General features: G+C 43.9%; 12 protein-coding genes and 3 pseudogenes. 9 read left to right on the forward strand and 6 right to left on the reverse strand.

Annotated features, from left to right (window positions below; all coding sequences use genetic code 11):
* Positions 1-72: 72 nt before the first annotated feature.
* A complete protein-coding gene (locus IEY34_RS08290; protein ID WP_189010195.1) occupies positions 73-2,718 on the forward strand; it encodes an adenosylcobalamin-dependent ribonucleoside-diphosphate reductase in 2,646 nt (881 codons plus the stop codon).
* Positions 2,719-2,797: 79 nt separating this feature from the next.
* Here IEY34_RS08290 and IEY34_RS08295 read toward each other — a convergent pair whose 3' ends face one another.
* From IEY34_RS08295 to IEY34_RS08305, 3 genes are all read right to left on the reverse strand, one after another.
* The gene (locus IEY34_RS08295; protein ID WP_189010197.1) at positions 2,798-3,436 is read right to left on the reverse strand and encodes a DUF1796 family putative cysteine peptidase; all 639 of its coding nucleotides are present in this window, start codon (positions 3,434-3,436) and stop codon (positions 2,798-2,800) included.
* Positions 3,437-3,929: 493 nt separating this feature from the next.
* Positions 3,930-4,172, reverse strand: a complete 243-nt coding sequence (locus IEY34_RS37720) for a spore germination protein (protein WP_189010199.1) — start codon at positions 4,170-4,172, stop codon at positions 3,930-3,932.
* A 576-nt stretch (positions 4,173-4,748) separates the two neighbouring features.
* Positions 4,749-4,868, reverse strand: coding sequence for a YjcZ family sporulation protein (locus IEY34_RS08305; RefSeq protein WP_189010203.1), 120 nt, complete (start codon positions 4,866-4,868; stop codon positions 4,749-4,751).
* A 515-nt stretch (positions 4,869-5,383) separates the two neighbouring features.
* Here IEY34_RS08305 and IEY34_RS08310 point away from each other — a divergent pair.
* From IEY34_RS08310 to IEY34_RS08330, 5 genes and pseudogenes are all read left to right on the forward strand, one after another.
* Positions 5,384-5,599: pseudogene (locus tag IEY34_RS08310) on the forward strand (macrolide ABC transporter ATP-binding protein); the annotation flags it as partial.
* 271 nt (positions 5,600-5,870) lie between these two features.
* A pseudogene (locus IEY34_RS08315) lies at positions 5,871-6,582 on the forward strand (IS6 family transposase).
* A gap of 612 nt (positions 6,583-7,194) precedes the next feature.
* Entirely contained in the window at positions 7,195-10,113 is a 2,919-nt protein-coding gene (locus tag IEY34_RS08320; protein ID WP_373291209.1) for a glycoside hydrolase family 9 protein, read from the forward strand.
* Positions 10,114-10,205: 92 nt separating this feature from the next.
* A pseudogene (locus IEY34_RS08325) lies at positions 10,206-10,484 on the forward strand (glycoside hydrolase family 48 protein); the annotation flags it as partial.
* A gap of 319 nt (positions 10,485-10,803) precedes the next feature.
* On the forward strand, positions 10,804-11,538 hold the full coding sequence (locus tag IEY34_RS08330; RefSeq protein ID WP_189010207.1) for a helix-turn-helix domain-containing protein: 735 nt from the start codon (positions 10,804-10,806) through the stop codon (positions 11,536-11,538).
* Positions 11,539-11,981: 443 nt separating this feature from the next.
* Here IEY34_RS08330 and IEY34_RS08335 read toward each other — a convergent pair whose 3' ends face one another.
* The 3 genes from IEY34_RS08335 to IEY34_RS08345 all read right to left on the reverse strand — a co-directional run bounded on the left by IEY34_RS08335 (position 11,982) and on the right by IEY34_RS08345 (position 16,833).
* Positions 11,982-13,265 carry an ABC transporter substrate-binding protein gene (locus IEY34_RS08335; RefSeq protein WP_229757525.1) on the reverse strand — a complete coding sequence of 428 codons (1,284 nt, stop codon included), beginning with the start codon at positions 13,263-13,265 and terminating at the stop codon, positions 11,982-11,984.
* Between the two features lie 117 nt (positions 13,266-13,382).
* Complete coding sequence (locus IEY34_RS08340; protein WP_189010210.1) at positions 13,383-15,011, reverse strand: response regulator transcription factor; 1,629 nt, start codon at positions 15,009-15,011, stop codon at positions 13,383-13,385.
* Positions 14,989-16,833: a sensor histidine kinase gene (locus tag IEY34_RS08345; RefSeq protein ID WP_189010212.1), complete on the reverse strand. Its 1,845-nt coding sequence runs from the start codon at positions 16,831-16,833 to the stop codon at positions 14,989-14,991. Before IEY34_RS08345 ends, IEY34_RS08340 begins: the two co-directional genes overlap by 23 nt.
* Before the next feature lie 144 nt (positions 16,834-16,977).
* Here IEY34_RS08345 and IEY34_RS08350 point away from each other — a divergent pair, with 144 nt between their 5' ends.
* The 3 genes from IEY34_RS08350 to IEY34_RS08360 are packed head-to-tail and all read left to right on the forward strand — an operon-like array spanning position 16,978 to position 20,132.
* Positions 16,978-17,865: a carbohydrate ABC transporter permease gene (locus IEY34_RS08350; RefSeq protein WP_189010214.1), complete on the forward strand. Its 888-nt coding sequence runs from the start codon at positions 16,978-16,980 to the stop codon at positions 17,863-17,865.
* Positions 17,865-18,695, forward strand: coding sequence for a carbohydrate ABC transporter permease (locus tag IEY34_RS08355; protein ID WP_189010217.1), 831 nt, complete (start codon positions 17,865-17,867; stop codon positions 18,693-18,695). Before IEY34_RS08350 ends, IEY34_RS08355 begins: the two co-directional genes overlap by 1 nt.
* A gap of 36 nt (positions 18,696-18,731) precedes the next feature.
* Positions 18,732-20,132, forward strand: coding sequence for an ADP-ribosylglycohydrolase family protein (locus tag IEY34_RS08360; RefSeq protein WP_189010218.1), 1,401 nt, complete (start codon positions 18,732-18,734; stop codon positions 20,130-20,132).
* The last annotated feature ends 2 nt before the right edge of the window (positions 20,133-20,134 follow it).

Raw genomic sequence — 20,134 nt, forward strand, 5'->3', positions numbered from 1 at the left:
ATTAACAGGGACTTCATCGTAAAATGGCTAGTTGATCACAGCTGAGTCTGTAGCTTATTGGGAGGAATTCGTATGAGTATCGTACCGTCAAGCAGTAAATTAAGTGGATTGAGTGAGAAAATATTTTTGGATCGCTATGCCCTGAAAAATGCCGATACGAGCGCTGCCAAGGTGGGGGATACCGTACTTGTGTTAACCAAGGATGATCCCAAATTTCCAGCCAAAGAAGTTGGCGAAATTATTAGGCGTGAGGGGAATCGGGTCCAAGTAAAAACGCGAAGCGGTGAAACGGTAGAATCTTCTGTTGAAAAGCTGACGCTGAACATCGAAAAAACACCGGATGAATTGTGGAATCGCTTAGCGGGCGCGATGGCATCCGTCGAGTCGACACCTGAGAAACGTGAGGAATGGACAGAAAAATTCAGATATATTTTGCAGGATTGGAAGCTTGTACCGGGTGGCCGGATTGCTGCTGGCGCTGATGCCAGTGACGAACTGACGCTGTTCAATTGTTATGTCATTCCATCACCGCATGACAGCCGAGGCGGGATTATGAGCACATTGACCGAAATGACCGAAATCATGTCGCGCGGCGGCGGTGTTGGCATCAATCTATCTTCCCTCAGGCCGCGTCGTTCCGTGGTGAAGGGAGTTAACGGATCTTCGAGCGGCGCGGTTTCTTGGGGCGGACTTTTCAGCTATACAACTGGGTTAATTGAACAAGGCGGCAGCCGCAGAGGCGCTTTGATGCTTATGATTAATGATTGGCATCCGGATCTAGAGGACTTCATTACCGTGAAATCAACAATGGGCCAGATAACGAATGCCAATTTATCCGTCTGTGTAAGCAATGGATTTATGAAAGCTGTGAAGGAAGATCTGGATTGGGAACTGGTCTTCCCGGATACAACAGATCCTGATTATAACGACAAATGGGATGGCAACCTAGACGCGTGGAAAAAGCTGGGCAAAACCGTCAAGCCTTATCGGACGGTCAAAGCACGAGAAGTCTGGCATTCGATTATGGAGTCCGCCTGGAAATCGGCAGAGCCAGGTGTAGTGTTCATGGAATACTACAACCAAATGTCGAACAGTTGGTACTTCAATCCCATTATTTGCACGAATCCATGCGGGGAGCAAGGGCTTCCGGCTTGGGGCGTATGCAATCTTTCGGCTATTAATTTATCCAAATTCTATGATACTCAGAAGCATGACGTGGATTGGGACGATTTGGCCAAAGTTGTCCGTTATTCAACACGTTTCCTCGATAATGTGATCGATAAGACACCCTACCATTTCGAAGAGAATCGGATAAACCAACAAAGTGAACGTCGTGTAGGACTCGGCTCTATGGGGCTGGCAGAATTAATGATTAAACTGCAAATTCGTTACGGCAGTCCCGAATCGCTGCTGTTCCTCGATAAAATATATAGTTTTATGGCTAGAGAAGCTTATCTGGCCTCTTCCGAAATTGCCGCAGAAAAGGGCTCTTTCCAAGCCTTTATTGCGGATAAGTATTTGGAAAGCGGCTTTATGAAAAATATGACCAAGGCGTTCCCTGAGGTTGGCGAAGCCATCCAGAAGCAAGGCATGCGCAATGTGACGGTTATTACCCAAGCTCCGACGGGGAGTACGGGAACGATGGTGGGGACATCGACAGGTATTGAACCTTATTTTGCCTTTGAATATTATCGCCAAAGCCGCCTGGGCTTCGACAAGCAATACGTGCCGATTGCCCAGGAATGGAAAGATGCTCATCCGACTCAAGAACTGCCGGATTACTTCGTGACGGCGATGTCCTTGAGCGCGGAGGATCATATTCGGGCGCAGGCCGCCATCCAGACTTGGGTGGATAGCTCGATCTCCAAGACCGCTAATTGTCCGGCGGATTTCACCGTTGAAGAGACCAAACGTCTCTATGAACTAGCGTTTGATCTTGGGTGCAAGGGCGTAACCATCTACCGCGATGGCAGTCGGGATGTGCAGGTGTTGAGCACAAGTTCGGACAAGAAGGAAGACGAAGCTGCACCGGCGGTACCGGACAATGGCGAGAAGAAAGAAGTGGCTGTTGCTGCGGAGGGCGTTAAGGAAGCTGGCAGCTTCGCTCATTTATCCGATCAACTTGCCGTGAATGTCGATGCGAAGACAGAGCAAGTTTTCGATAAGCAATATAAGCGTCGCCCGCAGATTCTACGCGGTGCTACGTACAAAGTGAATACCCCTTTCGGTATGGCGTATATCACTATCAATGACATGAACGGAACGCCGAGTGAAATCTTCCTCAACGTGGGCAAAGCTGGCTCCGACGTGTTCGCCATGTCAGAAGCGCTGGGCCGCGTGTGCTCCTTGTTCCTGCGTTATGGCGATCACGGGGATAAAGTGAAGCTGCTCGTCAAGCACTTGAAAGGCATTGGCGGTTCCGGCGCCATTGGCTTCGGCACCAACCGCGTCGAGTCGATCGCCGACGCGGTTGCCAAAGCGCTCGAGCAGCACGACGAAGTGATGAACGAGCAAGACGACGCGCGGGACTACGTCACCGCGACGAGCGAGGTGCTGGATGCGCCAGCACCCGCGGCAGAGCAGACGGGCCCGAGTCCGAGTGCCCACGCGTCCAGCGTGGCGTCGAAGGACTTGTGCACGGCGTGCGGATCCGCTTCGCTGGTGAACAGCGAAGGATGTAAGAATTGCATCAACTGTGGATACAGTCGATGCAATTAGGTTTTATCGAATAGTAAGAAAGATGAATTTAATATAATGGAGGTCATGGTCAGGAGGGGAAATCAAAAAGGAGTTAAACTCAACGAAGGGACGAAGCTTTCAATTTAAAGCCGTTCATACACGTATCCCAAGCTTGGTTAAATCCTCTCCAGTCTTCTCCTTTCGGTAGGAGCACCGAGCTAATTCCACCCAGCCCCCAATTTTCGTAAATCACGTCTTGGCGATCTTCCTGGTGGTTATTTACGATAAGAAGCTGGAACTTTCCATGCACTAGCCTTTTTAATGCTGCGTGTAGCTCCTGCGCTTCCTTTCTTTTCGAATTGGTTCTAATAAAAAGAATCGGTTGACCTTGAATAGTTCTCAAAAACCGATCTACGCGTCGATTGAGCTTTTGTTTAAACGCGGGATAAGCTTCCCGCCATCGATCCGCAGTGAGATATAGAGGAAAGTCATGGAAAGATATGACGTCATTTGCGTTATCTCTTACAACAAAGCATTCATTGGTAGTGCCAATGAGTTCAAGCTGGTTAAGTTCCATAAATCCGTTGAAACGATGATCTATCAAACGTACCACTCCGCCAATCGAATCGGAAACAAACCAATCTAAGGGACCCGCGTATTTACGTAAGCCCAGTCTTTTAAGCTGAAATGCTGTTTGACATGTGGAACCCAGACTAATGTAGGCCTTATAACCACCTAGGGAATCGCGCCATTTCATAACTTTCACTCCCGTCTCAACAACCGATCTCCTCCACAATGACGAGTAGAATTAAAGTATGCAAATGTTAAAATTGTGCTTGGGCAAACATATGACGTAATGCGAAAGTCTTTGCTGACAGAAAACTTGTATTGAAGTTTAGCCTCAGCATAAAGGTTGAGTAACCGTTGGGTCGCTCCGCTAACCGTCAGGCAATTTGAAATATTTATGATAAATGGAGGGTTTTGTACGTTATTAACAAATCCAAACGAAATAAAACAAGTTTTTAAGGGACATTCTTTTGGTTATTATCTTAATGACTTTTGCATTTTTAACCAACGTCGCAAAAAAACAGAAACGGTCTTATCGCTAAATAGATGCGAATACAGACCGTTTTTTTCGTTGTTTAAATGAGGGTGACGAGTAAGTTGAGTGTGTTGGGTGGCAATATCAATATATGGTCAAGTGAATGGTTTCGCACTAGGTTGATACCCATTTCGTGATTACTTACCTTCTAGCCAGTTCCAGAGCGCTTTCTTCGAGACTTGGATAACTTTCCATTACCGATCGGAATCAACGTTATCGTTGCACTAAATAAAGAAAATGTCATGGCGTGGTCACCAGTAACGTCGGCGCTGGCACCATTGAAAGATTTAGAGATTTCAGTTGGCGCTATAATTATTAACGATCCACCGTTGATTATGGTCCCTGAGTTAGTGACTACTTTAGAGGTACCGATTATAGATGGCATCTGCATCAACCCTTATCCTTATGATGTCCCTATTATATGTGAGTTTGGCCTTTTTGCTTGGTTTAGTGAACATGTCCAGACCCATTTTTCAGTGGATTTTGGTACAATACAAAAGCCATAGTAATGATAAGCAAAAGAAGAAATAGAACTAGAATTGCTGCACTACTATTGTTGCCTCTAATCTTTGAGATCCCTTCATGTGAAGCAACGTTAAAATCGGATGTTCTGCAGTCCGCCTTGCAGGTCTTGGAACGGAACCATAAGCGGCTCTTGGTCATGGATCTGGCAGGAGTGTTCGGCGTGTTGCTGCAAGAGGGGGAATCCCGGTGAGCGCTATCGCTATGATTGTGAAATAACCGCAAATTCCCCCTATGTGTCCACGCATTATTTTTTAATTTGAATCTTATATGCTATGCCTCCACAGCCACGCATCTCATGTTTCACCCTTCATTTACCATAAAAAAGTCACCCTGAGATTAAGATTAAGGGTGACTTTTTTATGGTAATAACAACGAGAAAAAACGGCCCGTAATATATTTCGCGGCCGCTTTTTCTCGTTGTTATTTGTGTTGGATTAAGGAATTACCATACAAAAGCTGATGTGATGATAACCAAAAGAATAAAAAGAACCAAAATAGCTGCTGAGCTTGAACCGTAACCTGCACAACTTGCACAACTTGCACCATAACCTACTGCTCCCATGTTTTCTCATTCCCCTCTGGTGATTTGTCACTACGGTATAAAATATGTTCGTTAAATAGTGTTTGCTTGGACGTATGCACCAAATTGAGTGCTGCTGTGGATTACCCGCTAAGTTCGTGTTTGTTCATGTTTGGCTGAATCAGTGGAGGGCGCTTATACCTCATCAACTAGTACAGGAGAACCTAAATGTAAGACCCACTAAAGAATGCAAGAATCCCGAGCATCACTTTATTTTCTCCGAAGAGCACTAGTACCATATCACATTTAATTGAATCAATACTTATTACTACCCACACAACCTAAGCATAGTTGCAATATTATAACTTAAAGATGCACTTGATGAAAGCAGGAGTAATCAAAAAATCGATCATTAAAACTGATCTTTCATTTGGTTATTTGCGTTTTATGTATGATTAATTGAGGAGTTGGTGATATTGCTATGATCTATGCAGCTCTTGGAGATTCCATCACATTTGGGGAAAATGCCTCCTCTTTTGCAAATGCTTATCCCCAATGTTGCGATAGCGAGGATTCTGGCGGGGGATCCACCAATTATTCTGGCTGATGAACCTACGGGTGCGTTGGATTCGAAGACTGGCGTGGAAATTATGGATATATTCAGGCGTTTGAATGAGCAGGGACGCACGATTATTTTGATAACGCATGATCGGCAGGTTGCGGAACAGGCGAAGCGCGTTGTGAGGTCTCGGGATGGGCGGTTGGTTCATTAAGTATAATAACGGTTAGTTGCCCTACGAGAATTCGTGGGGTTTTATGAATTTACATTAGTAGTTAATAGAATTATGAAGTTGATGTTCACTAACGGTTTGAGAGAGAAACGGTATTAACGGCAGGTGTTGATTTTGCTTCATATGTTGTTGGACTATTGAATGAAGAGTTACTTAGACTTGCAGATGGAGCAATGTATCACTCGAAGTTTACATGAAAGGGTTGTGGTGCAAAGTTCTTAAATCCATGATAACATGATTAAAATGACGTGGGATGGGGCAAGTACAATTAAATTTGTTTAAGTGGAAGCAGTATGAATCAGAGGTAATCTTGCTAACAGTAAGATGTTATTTGAAATATAGTCTAAGTTAGTGACTTAGTAGAGATGATGGAAGAACGGGGTCTTGGCATGACTCATACAACCATTATGCGATGGGTTCATCAATTTGGGCCGGAATTAGACAAGCGAAATTCGTCCCTATTTGAAGCCGACTAATGATTCTTTTAGAACGGATGAGACCTACATTAAAGTCAAAGGACAATGGAAATATCTTTACAGAGCAGTGGATTCAACAGGAAATACGATTGATTTCATGCTGTCTGAAAATCGAGATGCTCCTGCGGCCAAGCGATTTTTCAAGAAAGCGTTAACTTCACCACACAATCAATCGCCGCGCGTGATCACCGTCGATAAAAACCCAGCTTATCCTACCGCGGTTCAGCAATTGAAGGACGAGAAGACTATAAAACAAGAAGCACTACTACGACAACAGAAATATCTTAACAATATTATTGAACAAGATCATCGATTCATAAAGAAAGTCATTAAACCAATGCTGGTTTCAAGTCTTTTGAAACTGCAGAACATACAATCGCGGAAATCGAAGTCATGCATATGATACGTAAAGGGCAGGTCGAATGCATTCATTCGTCTGCCCTTTCTTCAGTTGAATTAATCAACAAATTGTTTGGTTTGACAGCATAATCAAACAACGAAATCGCGGGTTTCTTTGATCAATTTTATTGTTGCACCAAAACCAGTCATGTTGTAGCTTCTCCTTACCTATTCTTATTAAGGGGAATCGAGGCCATGCATATGATTAGGAAGGGCAGGCCGGAAATAATTCGTCTGTCCTCTTTGCTGTTGAATGGCTCAATAAAATATTTGGTATTGTGGCATAGTTAATTACAATTTATTGGGTAATCTCTGTCTTTATTAATTCTTGCACCACAAGCAGTTAGAAGATACCAGCCTCGTCGTCCACAGGGAAGACGTGGCCGATTCGTTATTACATATGCTTGATCTCTGTTCCGCGCACCGGATCAGGCAAGGCATTGTTAAACGGAACCAAGAAAGAGGTTACAATAATGGTGATAATTGGTTACTTTACGCACATTTTTTTCCAATTTTTCGATTTATAATAAAGTTACGATTCATAGAAAACCTTTTCCATGGGTGAAGGGGGTGTAATTGGCTTGGAATGAGTTATGTGAGGAACGATTAGAACTTAAATCCAAACTGGAGGGAAGTTGTATGAAAATGATGTGGAAAAAGCTGCTCAGCGTAGCGGCGTCGACGGCAATCGGGTTCTCTTGTATGCTCGGGATGGGGCAATACGCTTCTCCTACGGCGAAAGCTTCGGTTAGTTCTTACAATTACGCAGAGGCACTGCAAAAATCAATTTATTTCTTTGAGGCGCAGAGGTCCGGCGATCTTCCGGCCAACAACCGGGTACCGTGGCGCGGAGACTCGGGCATGTCTGACGGTGCGGATGTTGGAAAGGACTTGACGGGCGGTTGGTACGACGCCGGGGATCACGTTAAATTCGGATTGCCGATGGCATCGTCTGCAACGATGTTGGCTTGGTCTGTATACGAGTATGAAGACGGGTATAAGCAAGCGGGTCAATACGAAGAAATTCTGGACAACCTGAAGTGGGCTACGGATTACTTTATTAAAGCTCATACGGCTCCCAACGAGCTTTATGTTCAGATAGGGCAGGGTGGAGCGGACCATGCCTGGTGGGGTCCGGCGGAAGTGATGCAGATGAACCGGCCCTCCTACAAAATCTCCGCTGCCTGTCCGGGTTCGGACGTAGCCGGCGAAACGTCAGCGGCACTAGCGGCAGCGTCCATGGTGTTCAAGGAAACCGACCCCGCATACGCGGCAACTCTTCTAACGCACGCAGAACAGCTGTATACATTCGCCGATACATATCGGGGCAAGTACAGCGATTGCGTGACGGACGCCCAAGCGTACTACAATTCTTGGTCCGGTTATTGGGATGAGCTGAGCTGGGGAGCTACGTGGCTGTACATGGCGACAGGAAATAACGCTTATTTAACTAAGGCAATCGCGGCTTCGAACAATTGGGGCAAGGAGGGGCAATCGACGAATTGGGGTTATAAGTGGACCCATGCCTGGGATGACAAACATTACGGAGCCCAATTACTGTTAGCGAGAATTACGAATGACGCTGCCTTCATTGCTTCGACGGAACGCAATTTGGACTATTGGACTTCCGGCGTCCCGGGTACGGGCGAGAGAATCACGTACTCGCCGGGTGGACTGGCTTGGCTGGATACTTGGGGCTCGTTGCGTTATACGATGAATGCGTCGTTCCTGGCGTTCGTCTATTCCGATTGGGTCACAGATGCGGCCAAGAAAAATAAATACCGGACCTTCGCCACTAATCAAGCGCTTTATGTTCTCGGCGACAATCCGCGTAATGGCAGCTACGTGATCGGATTTGGCGCGAATTCTCCACAGCATCCGCACCATCGGACTTCTCACGGTTCCTGGGCGGACAGTCAATCGGTTCCCGCGAACCATCGCCATGTTCTTTATGGCGCGCTGGTAGGCGGTCCGAACAGCAGCGACAGCTACACCGATTCGATCAGCGATTACGTCAGCAACGAGGTCGCGACGGACTACAACGCCGGGTTCACCGGGGTGCTGGCGAAAATGAACCTGCTGTATGGAGCGGGACAGCAGCCGCTTGCAAACTTCCCTCCGCCGGAAACGAAGGAAGACGAAATGTTCGTAGAAGCCTCCTTTAACAGTACCGGACCGAACTATACGGAAATCAAGGCGCTCTTGAATAACCGCTCCGGCTGGCCTGCGCGGATGGGCGATAAGCTGAGCTTCCGTTATTACGTCGATCTAACGGAAGTGTACAATTCGGGTTATTCCGTGGACAACATTACGGTCAGCACGAACTACAACCAGGGAGCGACTGTGTCCAAATTTCTTCCGTATGATGTAGCCAATCATATTTATTATTTGATCATCGATTTCACCGGAACGAAGATTTATCCTGGGGGCCAATCGGCTTACAAGAAAGAAGTCCAATTCCGTATGGCGGCGCCTTCCGGGACCACCTTCTGGAACTCGGGCAATGATTATTCTGCCCAATTACTGTCGGGAACTTCAACGGTCAAGACGGCATATATGCCGGTGTATGACAATGGAGTGAAGGTATTTGGCAACGAACCTGGTCCTGTCGTAGTTACGCCACCGGCTGCGCCGACTGGATTGGCAGCAACAGCAGGCAACGCGCAAGTAATGTTGAGCTGGACGGCGTCAAGCGGTGCGGCCAGCTATAACGTGAAGCGTTCTATGACAAGCGGCGGACCGTACGTAACCGTGGCGACGGGAGTTGCCGGGACAAACTATACAAATAGTGGCCTAACGAACGGTACGACTTACTACTACGCCGTCAGCGCAGTGAACCCGGTAGGAGAAAGCGCGAATTCCGCTCAGACATCCGCCGCTCCTCAGTTGAGCTTGCCGTCCGTTCCGACAGGATTGACGGCAACTGCGGGTAATGCGCAAGCGACCTTAAGCTGGACGAAGTCAAACGGCGCGACGAGCTATAACGTGAAGCGAGCAACAACAAGCGGCGGACCGTACGCGAACGTTGCAACGGGCGTGAACACGACGAACTATACGGACACTGGGTTGATGAACGGCGCAACCTATTACTACGTTGTCAGCGCGATGAATGAAGTTGGAGAGAGTGCGAACTCCGTGCAGACAAGTGTTAAGCCGCAATCGCCACCGACAGGAAATCTGGTCGCTCAGTACAAAGCTGCCGATACGAACGCGACGGATAATCAAATCAAGCCCTATCTGAACATTAAGAATAGCGGAACGACTACCATAAACCTAAGTGACGTGAAGCTGCGGTACTACTTTACGAGTGATAGCACCGCGGCAATGAACGCCTGGATCGACTGGGCGCAGATCGGCGGGACGAATGTTCAAGTGACGTTCGGCAGCGCCTCGGGAGCGGGAGCCGATACCTATGCCGAACTTTCGTTCGCTTCCGGAGCGGGCTCGCTCGCTCCGAACGGCCAAACGGGAGATATCCAGTTGCGAATGGCAAAGACGGACTGGTCGAATTTCAACGAGACGGGCGATTACTCGTACGATCCGACGATGACGGCTTATGCGAATTGGAACAAGGTAACGCTTTACTTAAACGGTACGTTGGTATGGGGTATTGAACCTTAATATGAAACGAAGGAGGAATGACGAATGATGCGCAATTTATACCACATCAGGTTGGTTTGGTGGGTTGCGGCAGCCATGCTTGTATCCACGTTCATAGCTACTGGCTCTATCTTGAGATGCTATACGGCCATTACACGGGGGATTGGACCAGTCTGGAATCCGGCTGGAGCAACATGGAGAAGTGTATTATCCCGCTTAACGAAGGGGACTGCGTAGAGGAACAACGGACGATGAGTTTCTACAACCGGAGCAGTCCCGCAACATACGCCGCCGAAAGGCCTTATCCGGACCAATATCCTTCCTAGATTTAGGGACACAATTCGCGGCTGGTTCTGACCCGCTGGATGCGGAAAATGAAAGCCGCATATGGGGAACCGAGCATTGACCAAGTCTCTATAAGCCCGAGGGAAGACGAAAGAATCCGACTGCCCTTAATCGTTAAAGCCTTCAACTCCACTTCCGTGAAGTGGTTTTGGAGGCTTTATCGCATTCGGCTTGATCTTCGAAAGATCGTGCGGGGATAATGTCATTAAAGTGCTATGTCGGTCACCCTAGTAGATAGATGGCTCCCATTTTCTTCTTATATAATAGTACTGAGAAAGGAGGCATAAAGGCTGCAACGGAATCTGTATGAACGAAAAATTGACTACTTATATCTGTCCAGATCGGAACGACGCGGAGAAGGAGGGAATGATGGACCCTACAGAACCGGAGAGCAGTTGGATATTGCCCATTCGGATTTCGGTAAGAAGCTGGCATATTCCCTTACCCGATCTTGATCGCAACCTATTGGAATATGCGCTATATAAAGCGTCCGATGAATTGATCAGGTATCCGCTGTCAGGGGCAACCGTGCAGGTCCAGCACGGGACGGCGGTTTTCCTGTTCGGATTGCCTACCCCGAATCCTATGATAACCGCTTTGGAACATCGTTGCAGGCAATTGCAGAAGGTTGCGAAAAACTACTTGTACGCCGACGTAGGGATCGAGATTGGGCAATCCGTGCCGATGCGCGAACTGCCGCCGGAGAAGTTGGACGAGTCGTTGGCACAGCAGAGATACGACCGGGAGCGAATATTGTTTATGAAGCAGGCCCGTAGCTCCGACGATGCTTCGTTGCACCAAATCCTAGACTATATCGAGAATCATTTGCAAGAGCAAATGACCCGGGAAGATATCGCTCATTTCGTACACTTTCATCCTTCTTATCTATCCCGGTTTTTCCGCAAGAAAACCGGGTGGTCGCTCTCTGAATACATCGTTAGCCAAAGGATCGAACATGCAAAAACGATGCTTGCGCAATCGGAGCTGCGAATCAGCCATATTATGAACCGGCTAGGTTATGACAATCTATCCCATTTTACCCGAACCTTTAAGAAGTTGACGGGATATACCCCCCTGCAATACCGGAATAAGATTCATTAGACGAAAAAGGAAGCACCTCTTCCACGTGTGGTGGTTGACGGTGCTTCTTTAGTGCGCCGAGCAATGGCGTTAACTATAAGGTGAAAGTACCGAGTGACGAAGGCAGTAGTAGTCTTTAGCATAAGACAATGGTGTCGACCGCGAGGTCGAATCTGAAGGAAGTCGGCGGGAGGATCCCGAATCTCATATAAGGTTAACGTTCGCTGGATGAGGCTGCCAAGCTAAAGTCCTTACTGCCGAAGGCGGACGGGAGTGAACGAGGCGAATTATCATTTAGAGCTTTGAGATGGATTAATTGTTTAACTTACTCAATGGAGCTGATGAAGAATTCTATATGGTGATGCCGATTTCGGGTCAAACGAGTAGAGGACCAGAACCAAAATAACCGTCATGAGGATCTGACGGTTATTACTCTGCAGGGTCATTCAATTATAAGTACTTGGTTATTTCGGAGCTCCTAGCTGGATCCAGTCCTTTTGTATTTGTTCGATTACCTGTTCTTTGGTTTTAGCTTTGCCGATGTAGGCTTGCATATCTTCTCCGTATTTTTGATAGAAGCTGTCAATTGAATAATTAAGAGACAACGCCCCTGCCTTTCCTCCTGCTTTCAAATATTCTGTCAGTGCTTTCGCCATTTGCATATTTGGCATGTCTCCGTTTTTAATTGGTGGAATAACCTTAGCTATGTTCCCGAACCACGATTTTCCGTATTCAGAAGTATACAGCCAATTAAAGAAATCTTTTGTTTCCTGAAGCGATTTGGAATTTTTATTAATTCTAAGTGCCTGATCTGCTCCGGTCACAATCATAGATTTGTTAGGATCCTCATTGATAGGATAACCCATGATACCAATCTGCAAGTTTGGGTTAATCTTCGATATTCCACTTTCGGCCCAAGCCCCTTGCGCAGTTATGATAGCTGCTTTCCCCGTTGCAAAGTCACTGATCTCAGCCGGGAAATCCCTTTCTAATGGTTTCGGCATCCCATTCTGAATGGTCGTATCCACAAAATCAAACATTTTCATGAGTGTTGGATGGTCTTTAAAAGTAGTTTTGCCTGTATTAAAGTCGCTCATCAATTGCATGGCATTATCGGATTCGGCATTAATAAACTGTTGCAGGATATGCTTGTGAACCCACCATTCTTTGTATCCGTTTGCAAAGGGAGTAATCCCTTTGGCTTTAAGCTTTGTTATTGCTTCGGTTAATTGAGATGATGTTTTGGGTACATCGGAGATTCCGGCATCTGCAAACAGATCTTTGTTGTAAATGAGGGAAAACATGGCTACATTTATCGGCAGGCCAAGTACTTTCCCTTCATTAGACATACTTGTCTTTACAGAATCGGTCATTGCTTGTGCAAGCGGTTCATTGCTTAGGTCTGCTGAATATTCTGCATATTGCTTGATTTCACCGGCTGTAGATTGAAACACATCTGGCATGTCGCCAGTAGCTATTTTGGTCTTAAGTACGGTTGGATAATCCGATTGCATAATTTCAAGCTGGATCGTCACATTTGGTTTAACTTTTTTATACTCCAATATGGCGGCATTGTATGCATCTGTGTACTCTGGAGAGGCGACAAATACTTTGATTAAAGCCTGTTTTTCGCTTGTTCCTGATTTAGAGGTTTCTACTGGACTTGGAGCAGATGCCCCACAACCGGCAATCAGGCTGATCGTTAGAGAGGCGGTGACAATTGTGCATAATCCTTTTCTTCTTGACACTGTTTTTCCCCCATTCATGAGATGTCTTACTACCATTATTTTATCAAGAAGATTGTTTGTAAAACATGTTAATATGTAATCAAATAGGGGTAAAATAGTAACTTTAGGAAAAAACGTTTAAGGGTTGTTTTCTTCCACTCCCCTATTATCAGAAGGAGAATGACCAAAATAGTTTTTGAAAGCTTTGCTAAAATAATTGGTATCTTTATATCCAAGCATCTCAGCAATCTGTTGGATTTTTAGTTTGGGGTCATCTAGGAGTTCCTTCGCCTTGTTCATTCGAAAAATTTGAAGATACTCGTAAATACCGCATCGATACTCCTGTTTAAATAGCTTCATTAAATATTGACGGCTTAAGAAATAACGTTCCGTAAAGATGGCAATGCTAATTTCCTCAAAATAGCATTGCTCAATGTACTCTTTGACTAAAGAAATATGAAATTTCCCTTTTCTGTTATGGCCTTGGCCAATCTTGGCAAAGTAAGAGTGAAGAATCTGATACAAAAGATTACAATATTGTTCGAATGACACATAATCCAATATGAAACCTTTAGGTTTTAGACTGTCCTCAGTTGCCTGTTCACTATTTTCGTTATGAATGCATAGTTCAAGCACTAAATCATGCAAGATGAATTGAAATTCTTCCAGACTGCGTTGGGCATCTCCGAGACTGAAATAATTAGATTTTTTTATTTGGCCTATAAATTCATCTAGGATGCCTTTGGCATACTTAGAATCACTATCGCGAAAAGCGTTACGGAAAAGTGGTATCCGGCTATTAATGGAATGTTTTCTTTTACTATTACAATAATTACTATCTGTTAAAATAAAATCTTTCAATGAAAGAAGGTTTATGGAAAGAAGGAAGTCCTTAGCGTCATGATAAGATGCAGAGAGTGAGTCCAATCCAAATCCTACAGTTCCAGCTGCCCCTACTACCAATAGACCAAATAGCTCTTTCAGCTTAATCATTGCCTTATTTACACTAGCACGAGATAGCGAGTTCATATCTGCTACTCTTTGTCCGCAAATGACAATGATGAATTCTCTATCTTGCCTTGGATTTTGAAAGCTAAAGCAATTCAAGTATTGGCTGCCGAACTCGTTAATGACATTCGATACAGCAAAATATAACAAAGTGAGGTCATTATGAAATCTTATTTTTTGAATATGTTCTAAATTCAAAAAGGATAGTGTGAAAGCTTGATAGTAGGGATAGCCCTCATCATAAACCGTTTTTAAATGTTCTACTTGGTTCTGTTTATGGAATTTTCCTTCAATTATGCTCATATAGATGTCTGACTTCAACTTTGGCAAGGAGATATTAACGACAATATTTTTCTCCAAGAACTCATTTTTTACCTTTTTCCTTGTTTCTAAGATTGCAACAGCTTTATCTAATGCACGATTAAGGTCATGCCGAGCAAGTGGCTTTAAAATGTAATCTACGACATGTGATTGAATGGCTTGCTTCGTGTATTGAAAGTCACCATACCCACTAATCACAATGGTAGCAATGTGTGGATGATCCTGGCAAATCATACTAAGTACTTCAGGGCCATTTACTTCCGGCATTTTCATATCCAGCAATACGATATCAGGTCTATGTTCATTTATGAGTTCAATACCCGGAAGCCCGCCATTTGCCTCAAGTATTTGCTGCACACCAAGCCGATCCCAATCCCCTAGAATCTTTAACGCGTCTCTTGATGGTTCTTCATCATCAATAATCAGTACCTTTAACATGCTCCATTCCTCCTTTTGGCAGCTTTATGCATACTTCTGTATAAAAAGATTGGGTATGAATGACAACTTCTGCATCTTGACCGTAACGAAGCTTTAATCTGGCATGTAAATTTTGCAAGCCAATACTACCATATTCCCGATCTTCCCAATTTTTTTGAAACAAGCATTTAATAAATTGCAATCTTTCGCTACTAATACCAGGTCCGTTGTCAGTAACTTTTATCGTCACGCCATCTAAGCTTATGTTAGCTTCTATGACAATACAAACCTCATAAGACACTTTTTCCAGAGCATGTTTAATTGAATTCTCGACTAGGGTCTGAACTGACAATCTAGGAATGAACAGTTGTTCTAACTGAGGATCAATCCTGTATTGAATACGCAATCGTGAACCGAATCTTGCCTTTTGAAGTATTAAATAATTTTCGATATGCTTAAGTTCCTCATTCAACTTCACCTGATCTCCCCCGCTAAAACAATAACGAAGCGTCGATGCGAGCGCATCAACCATATCCACAATATCTTGAATGTTACTCTTCAGCGCTTTAGTGGAAATTGCCTGAAGGGCGTTGTACAGAAAATGAGGATTAATTTCCGCTTCTAATGCTTTCAAAATTGCACTTTGTTGAACTAATTTCAATTTATACTGTTCCTCGATCAGATTGTTAGTTTGTAAGATCATGTTATTAAACTGCTTGGAAATATGGGCAATTTCGTCGTTACCTTTTACTGGAACCCTAACATTAAAATTGCCTATGCTGAACAGCAGCATATGATTGGAAAGTTTATTTAGGGGTCTAGTAATTGCATTGGTAGTAAGAGCAATTAAAGTGATTGAAATTATCAAAAAAATAAGTCCAACAGCATAACTGATATTTCTAGATGCGTGGGCTGCTTTATAAATCTGTTCTGAGGTAATGAATTTGATCAGTTTCCATTGTCCTCTCTCACTCATATTCCAAATATCGAAGTACTGATTATCTCCCTTCTCCCCAATTGAATTCGTGTTATCGTTCTTGCCGATACGATTCCAATCCAGTTCCATAGATTGAAAAAATGCGGGATCGTCCCAATAAAATGGAACATTTTCATGACTGAGAAGAACAATATGCTCATTTGGGTCAAGGGAAGCATCTCTAATGATTTGATCTCTGACGGTTGTGTTGAAGAAGATGGAAATGATTGCTTTCGATTCTTTTGAGAAAATAGTACGAATCGCACGATGGTAAGCCATAAAGCTTTTATTTATATCGACAGGATATCCGACATCGCCTTGCGTTGAGGTAAGAAGAGAACTGAATAATAACTGTTGATCATTTTGCAATGCTTCTTGAAACCATTTTTTACTCGGAATCTCCTGATTTACAGCGATGCGTACTTTGCTTTCATTTTCATCGTGAGTAATGTAGTAATATTTATTTTTTTTGATCACATACAAATAAACTCCCTGAATATCAGGTTTCGAATAAAATAATACCCTTAAATAATCTTCCAAGTATTGCTGGGACGTATACTCTAAATCTTCGTTTTGAAGTGAATTAATGACTTGTTCATATTGATATTGCGGAAAAATGAATTGCCTTCTTTCAAAAAAATAATTATCAAAATTTTGATTTACGAGTTTCAGATTATTTTTTGTAGTTGTTACCATGTTTTTCATCGCTTCGTTCTCTGTAATTCTAGTGGAAATAATCGTTAGAGAGCCGACTATAAGAACAATTACAAAAGAAAGCAGCAATATTATTTTATTTACTAATTTTCTTGAAAGTCTTTCATGTAAGTTGCGCATCCAGCAAGCAACCCTCATTGTTATAAAGTGCATAGATAGTTCCCCCGAATACTGTTTTGAGTACCATATTACCCTAAATTGGAGACTTTAGTACATGTGATCCTATTATAACTACTTTTATAATGAACTTATAGGAGTGCTTTGTAAACGAAGTAATAATAACATCGGGGTGGAATTATGTTGAAGTTTAAACGAGAACATGTAAGACGTTTTGAATTTGGAATGTTTATCCTGCCAGCGATCATCACAATTTTATTTGCATTTTATATTCCTTTTATCATGAGCATGCTCTATTCATTAACGCAGTGGAATGGTATATCCTCCCAGCCGAAATTCATAGGGCTAGACAATTTCAAATCCATATTTATCTCGGATGATCATTTCAAACAATCAATCATATTCACCTTAAAATTCAGTTTCTTGTACATTTTATGTGTTAATGCACTGTCTCTAATCGTTGCATTGGCCCTTGACCAGAAACTAAGGACCACAAATCTACTTAGAGCAGCATTCTTTGTGCCCTACATTTTAAGCTTGGTCATTGTCGGGTTTATTTGGAGGTTCATTCTTAACCAAGGGTTCGATACACTCGCGGAATTTACGGGGATAGGATTCTTTAAACTAAGCTGGCTAGGAGTACCGAATTTAGCTTTCATTTCAATTATCATAGTTTCTGTCTGGCAATCAATTGGTTTTTACATTGTCATTTATATTGCGGGGTTACAAGCAGTACCTCGTGAATTGCTGGAATCCTCCATTATAGACGGAGCAGGTCCATTTCAAAGGTTTTTTAATGTGACTTTACCATTACTTGCACCTTCAGTTACCGTTTGTATGTTTATGTCAATGACCAATGCTATTAAAGTTTTTGACGTAATTTTGTCCTTGACAGGAGGAGGGCCAGGTGGCAGTACGTATAGCGTGGCATTGGATATCTATAGGGATACGTTTCAAAACAATATGTACGGTTACGGCTCAGCTAAGGCGTTGGTTCTATTTGTTGTCGTACTGCTGATTACGATCCTGCAACTGACATATTTTAAACGAAGAGAGGTTGAACATTAATGACGGGCATAAAGTGGAAAATAGTATCTCTAGAATTTTTGATGATCATTATTGCTGTATTGTTTTTATATCCCATCTTGCTTGTATGCTATAACTCTTTCAAATCCTTCTCGGAAGTAATGGCTAATGTAATTGCACTTCCACATCATCTTGAAGTAGCAAATTATGTGTATGTATGGAAATTTATTGATTACCCGCGCTTATTTCTGAATAACTCTGTGATCACAGCTCTTGGGGTTGCGGGTATTATTGGAATCTCTTCAGCAGGTGCGTATATGCTGTCAAGAAATAGAACGCTGTTTAGCTCCATCGTATACATTTTCTGCATTATCCCAATGTTAATTCCATTTCAATCCATCATGATTGCGGTTTTGAAATTAGCAAAAATATTTCATTTATCAGAAAGTGTATGGGGGTTAGGCGTTCAATATTGGGGCTTTGGAGCTCCAATGGCTATTTTTATATATCATGGTTTTGTTAAAGGCATACCTAGAGAATTGGATGAAAGCGCCACGATTGACGGTGCTTCGACCGTTACCTTATTTTATCGAATCATCTTTCCACTTTTAAAGCCTGTGACGGCTACCATTATCATTATTGATGTAATGTGGATATGGAATGATTTTCTTTTGCCTCTGATTATGGTTAATGGCTCATCTTCAACAAAAACATTAACTTTGGCTGCTTACACCTTCGTCGGACAATATACAACCGATTGGCAGTACACAATGACAGCGATGGTTATGGCTGTTTTCCCTTCTGTCGTCGTTTTCATTCTCATGCAGAAGCAAATTGTAAAGGGAGTAACAGCTGGGGCAGTTAAAGGTTGAAGAAAAATTTAATACATAGAGATAAGGAGATACAGCATGCTACCATCACTCACATTTCTTAAACGTCAATTAGAGGAAATTCTACGCAATAAATTTGAGCAGGGACATCAAACCTCCGGTTATTTAGCCAAGCTGGAGCAGCTTCCAGCAAGCTATGATGCCTATCTGGAATTCGCTCATAGCTTGGCTGCTATTCCAATGAGGGACAATTGGTCCTACTATGAGCCAAACGATTTAGAGGATATATGGCGGGAATGCGATCCGGCTAGACCTCTGGGACAGGTCGGAATCCTGGATCTGAAGGACAGCGCGAAGCGGGTAGAGGCGGCATTTCTCGCTTCAGTTTGCGGCTCTATGCTGGGGAAACCGATTGAGGTAAACCCCAGCTTGTCGGAATTGCGTCAAGCGCTAACTTCTGCTGGGGAATGGCCACTGAACAACTACATTTCGGATGAAATTCTCCATGCGTTGGATCGTCGTCATTGGTCTTGGTATGAGACGACCCGGGGGCGAATTGGTTATGTGGCGCCTGACGACGATATCAATTACACATTAATGGGAATGATGGCGTTAGAGCAATTCGGCGTTGGTTTTACAAAAAGAAATTTAAGAGATTTATGGATAAATCATATTCCGATAAGTACAACGTGGGGGCCAGAGAGGGCGATCCTGCTTCGATCCGGGATTAGCTATTTGGAGCATGATAAGGAGATATTCAATCATTCTGAAATTGAGGCTTGGCCTGACTTCTTGGTACAGGAAACAGAATTATGCGGTGCGGCGATTCGCGCAGACGCTTATGGCTATGCCTGCCCAGGACAGCCAGCACTTGCGGCTGAGCTGGCATGGCGTGATGCAAGCTTCACACATCGCCGGACCGGTATATATGCGACCATGTTCATTGCTGCTGCGATTGCTGTAGCGCAGGTACTGCGCGATCCGATTGAAATCATTAGGACTGCATTGCAATTCGTACCTAGACGGAGCAGATTCTATGAGATTACTCAGGATTGCCTGCAGATGGTCGCGGATGCAGACAACTGGCTGGAAGCCTATCAGAGCATTAACCAGAAGTATGCGAATTATTTCCATTGTCAGGTTTATCAGGAAATAGGTACCTTAATGAATACGTTTCGATTTGCTGACAATGTCGGCGACGGGATATGCAAGCAAGTGATGCAGGGCAATGATACGGACAGCTTTGGTGCGACAGCTGGCTCACTGCTCGGGGTTTATTTCGGTTCTGAAAGCTTGGAAACAAGATGGCTTAAGCCATTCCAAGACCGGATTCATACAGGACTCTCTAATTTTCATGAGCAAAAGCTGTCCCGTTTGGCTGAGCGGATGGGGCGTTTGCCAGAGCTGCTGCACAACGGCCAACATCGAATTCAACCCAGCGAACTCTATGTGAACGAGAACACGGATTTCGGCCTTTGAAT

The organism is Paenibacillus marchantiophytorum (assembly GCF_014640555.1).
GTDB lineage: Bacteria > Bacillota > Bacilli > Paenibacillales > NBRC-103111 > Paenibacillus_E > Paenibacillus_E marchantiophytorum.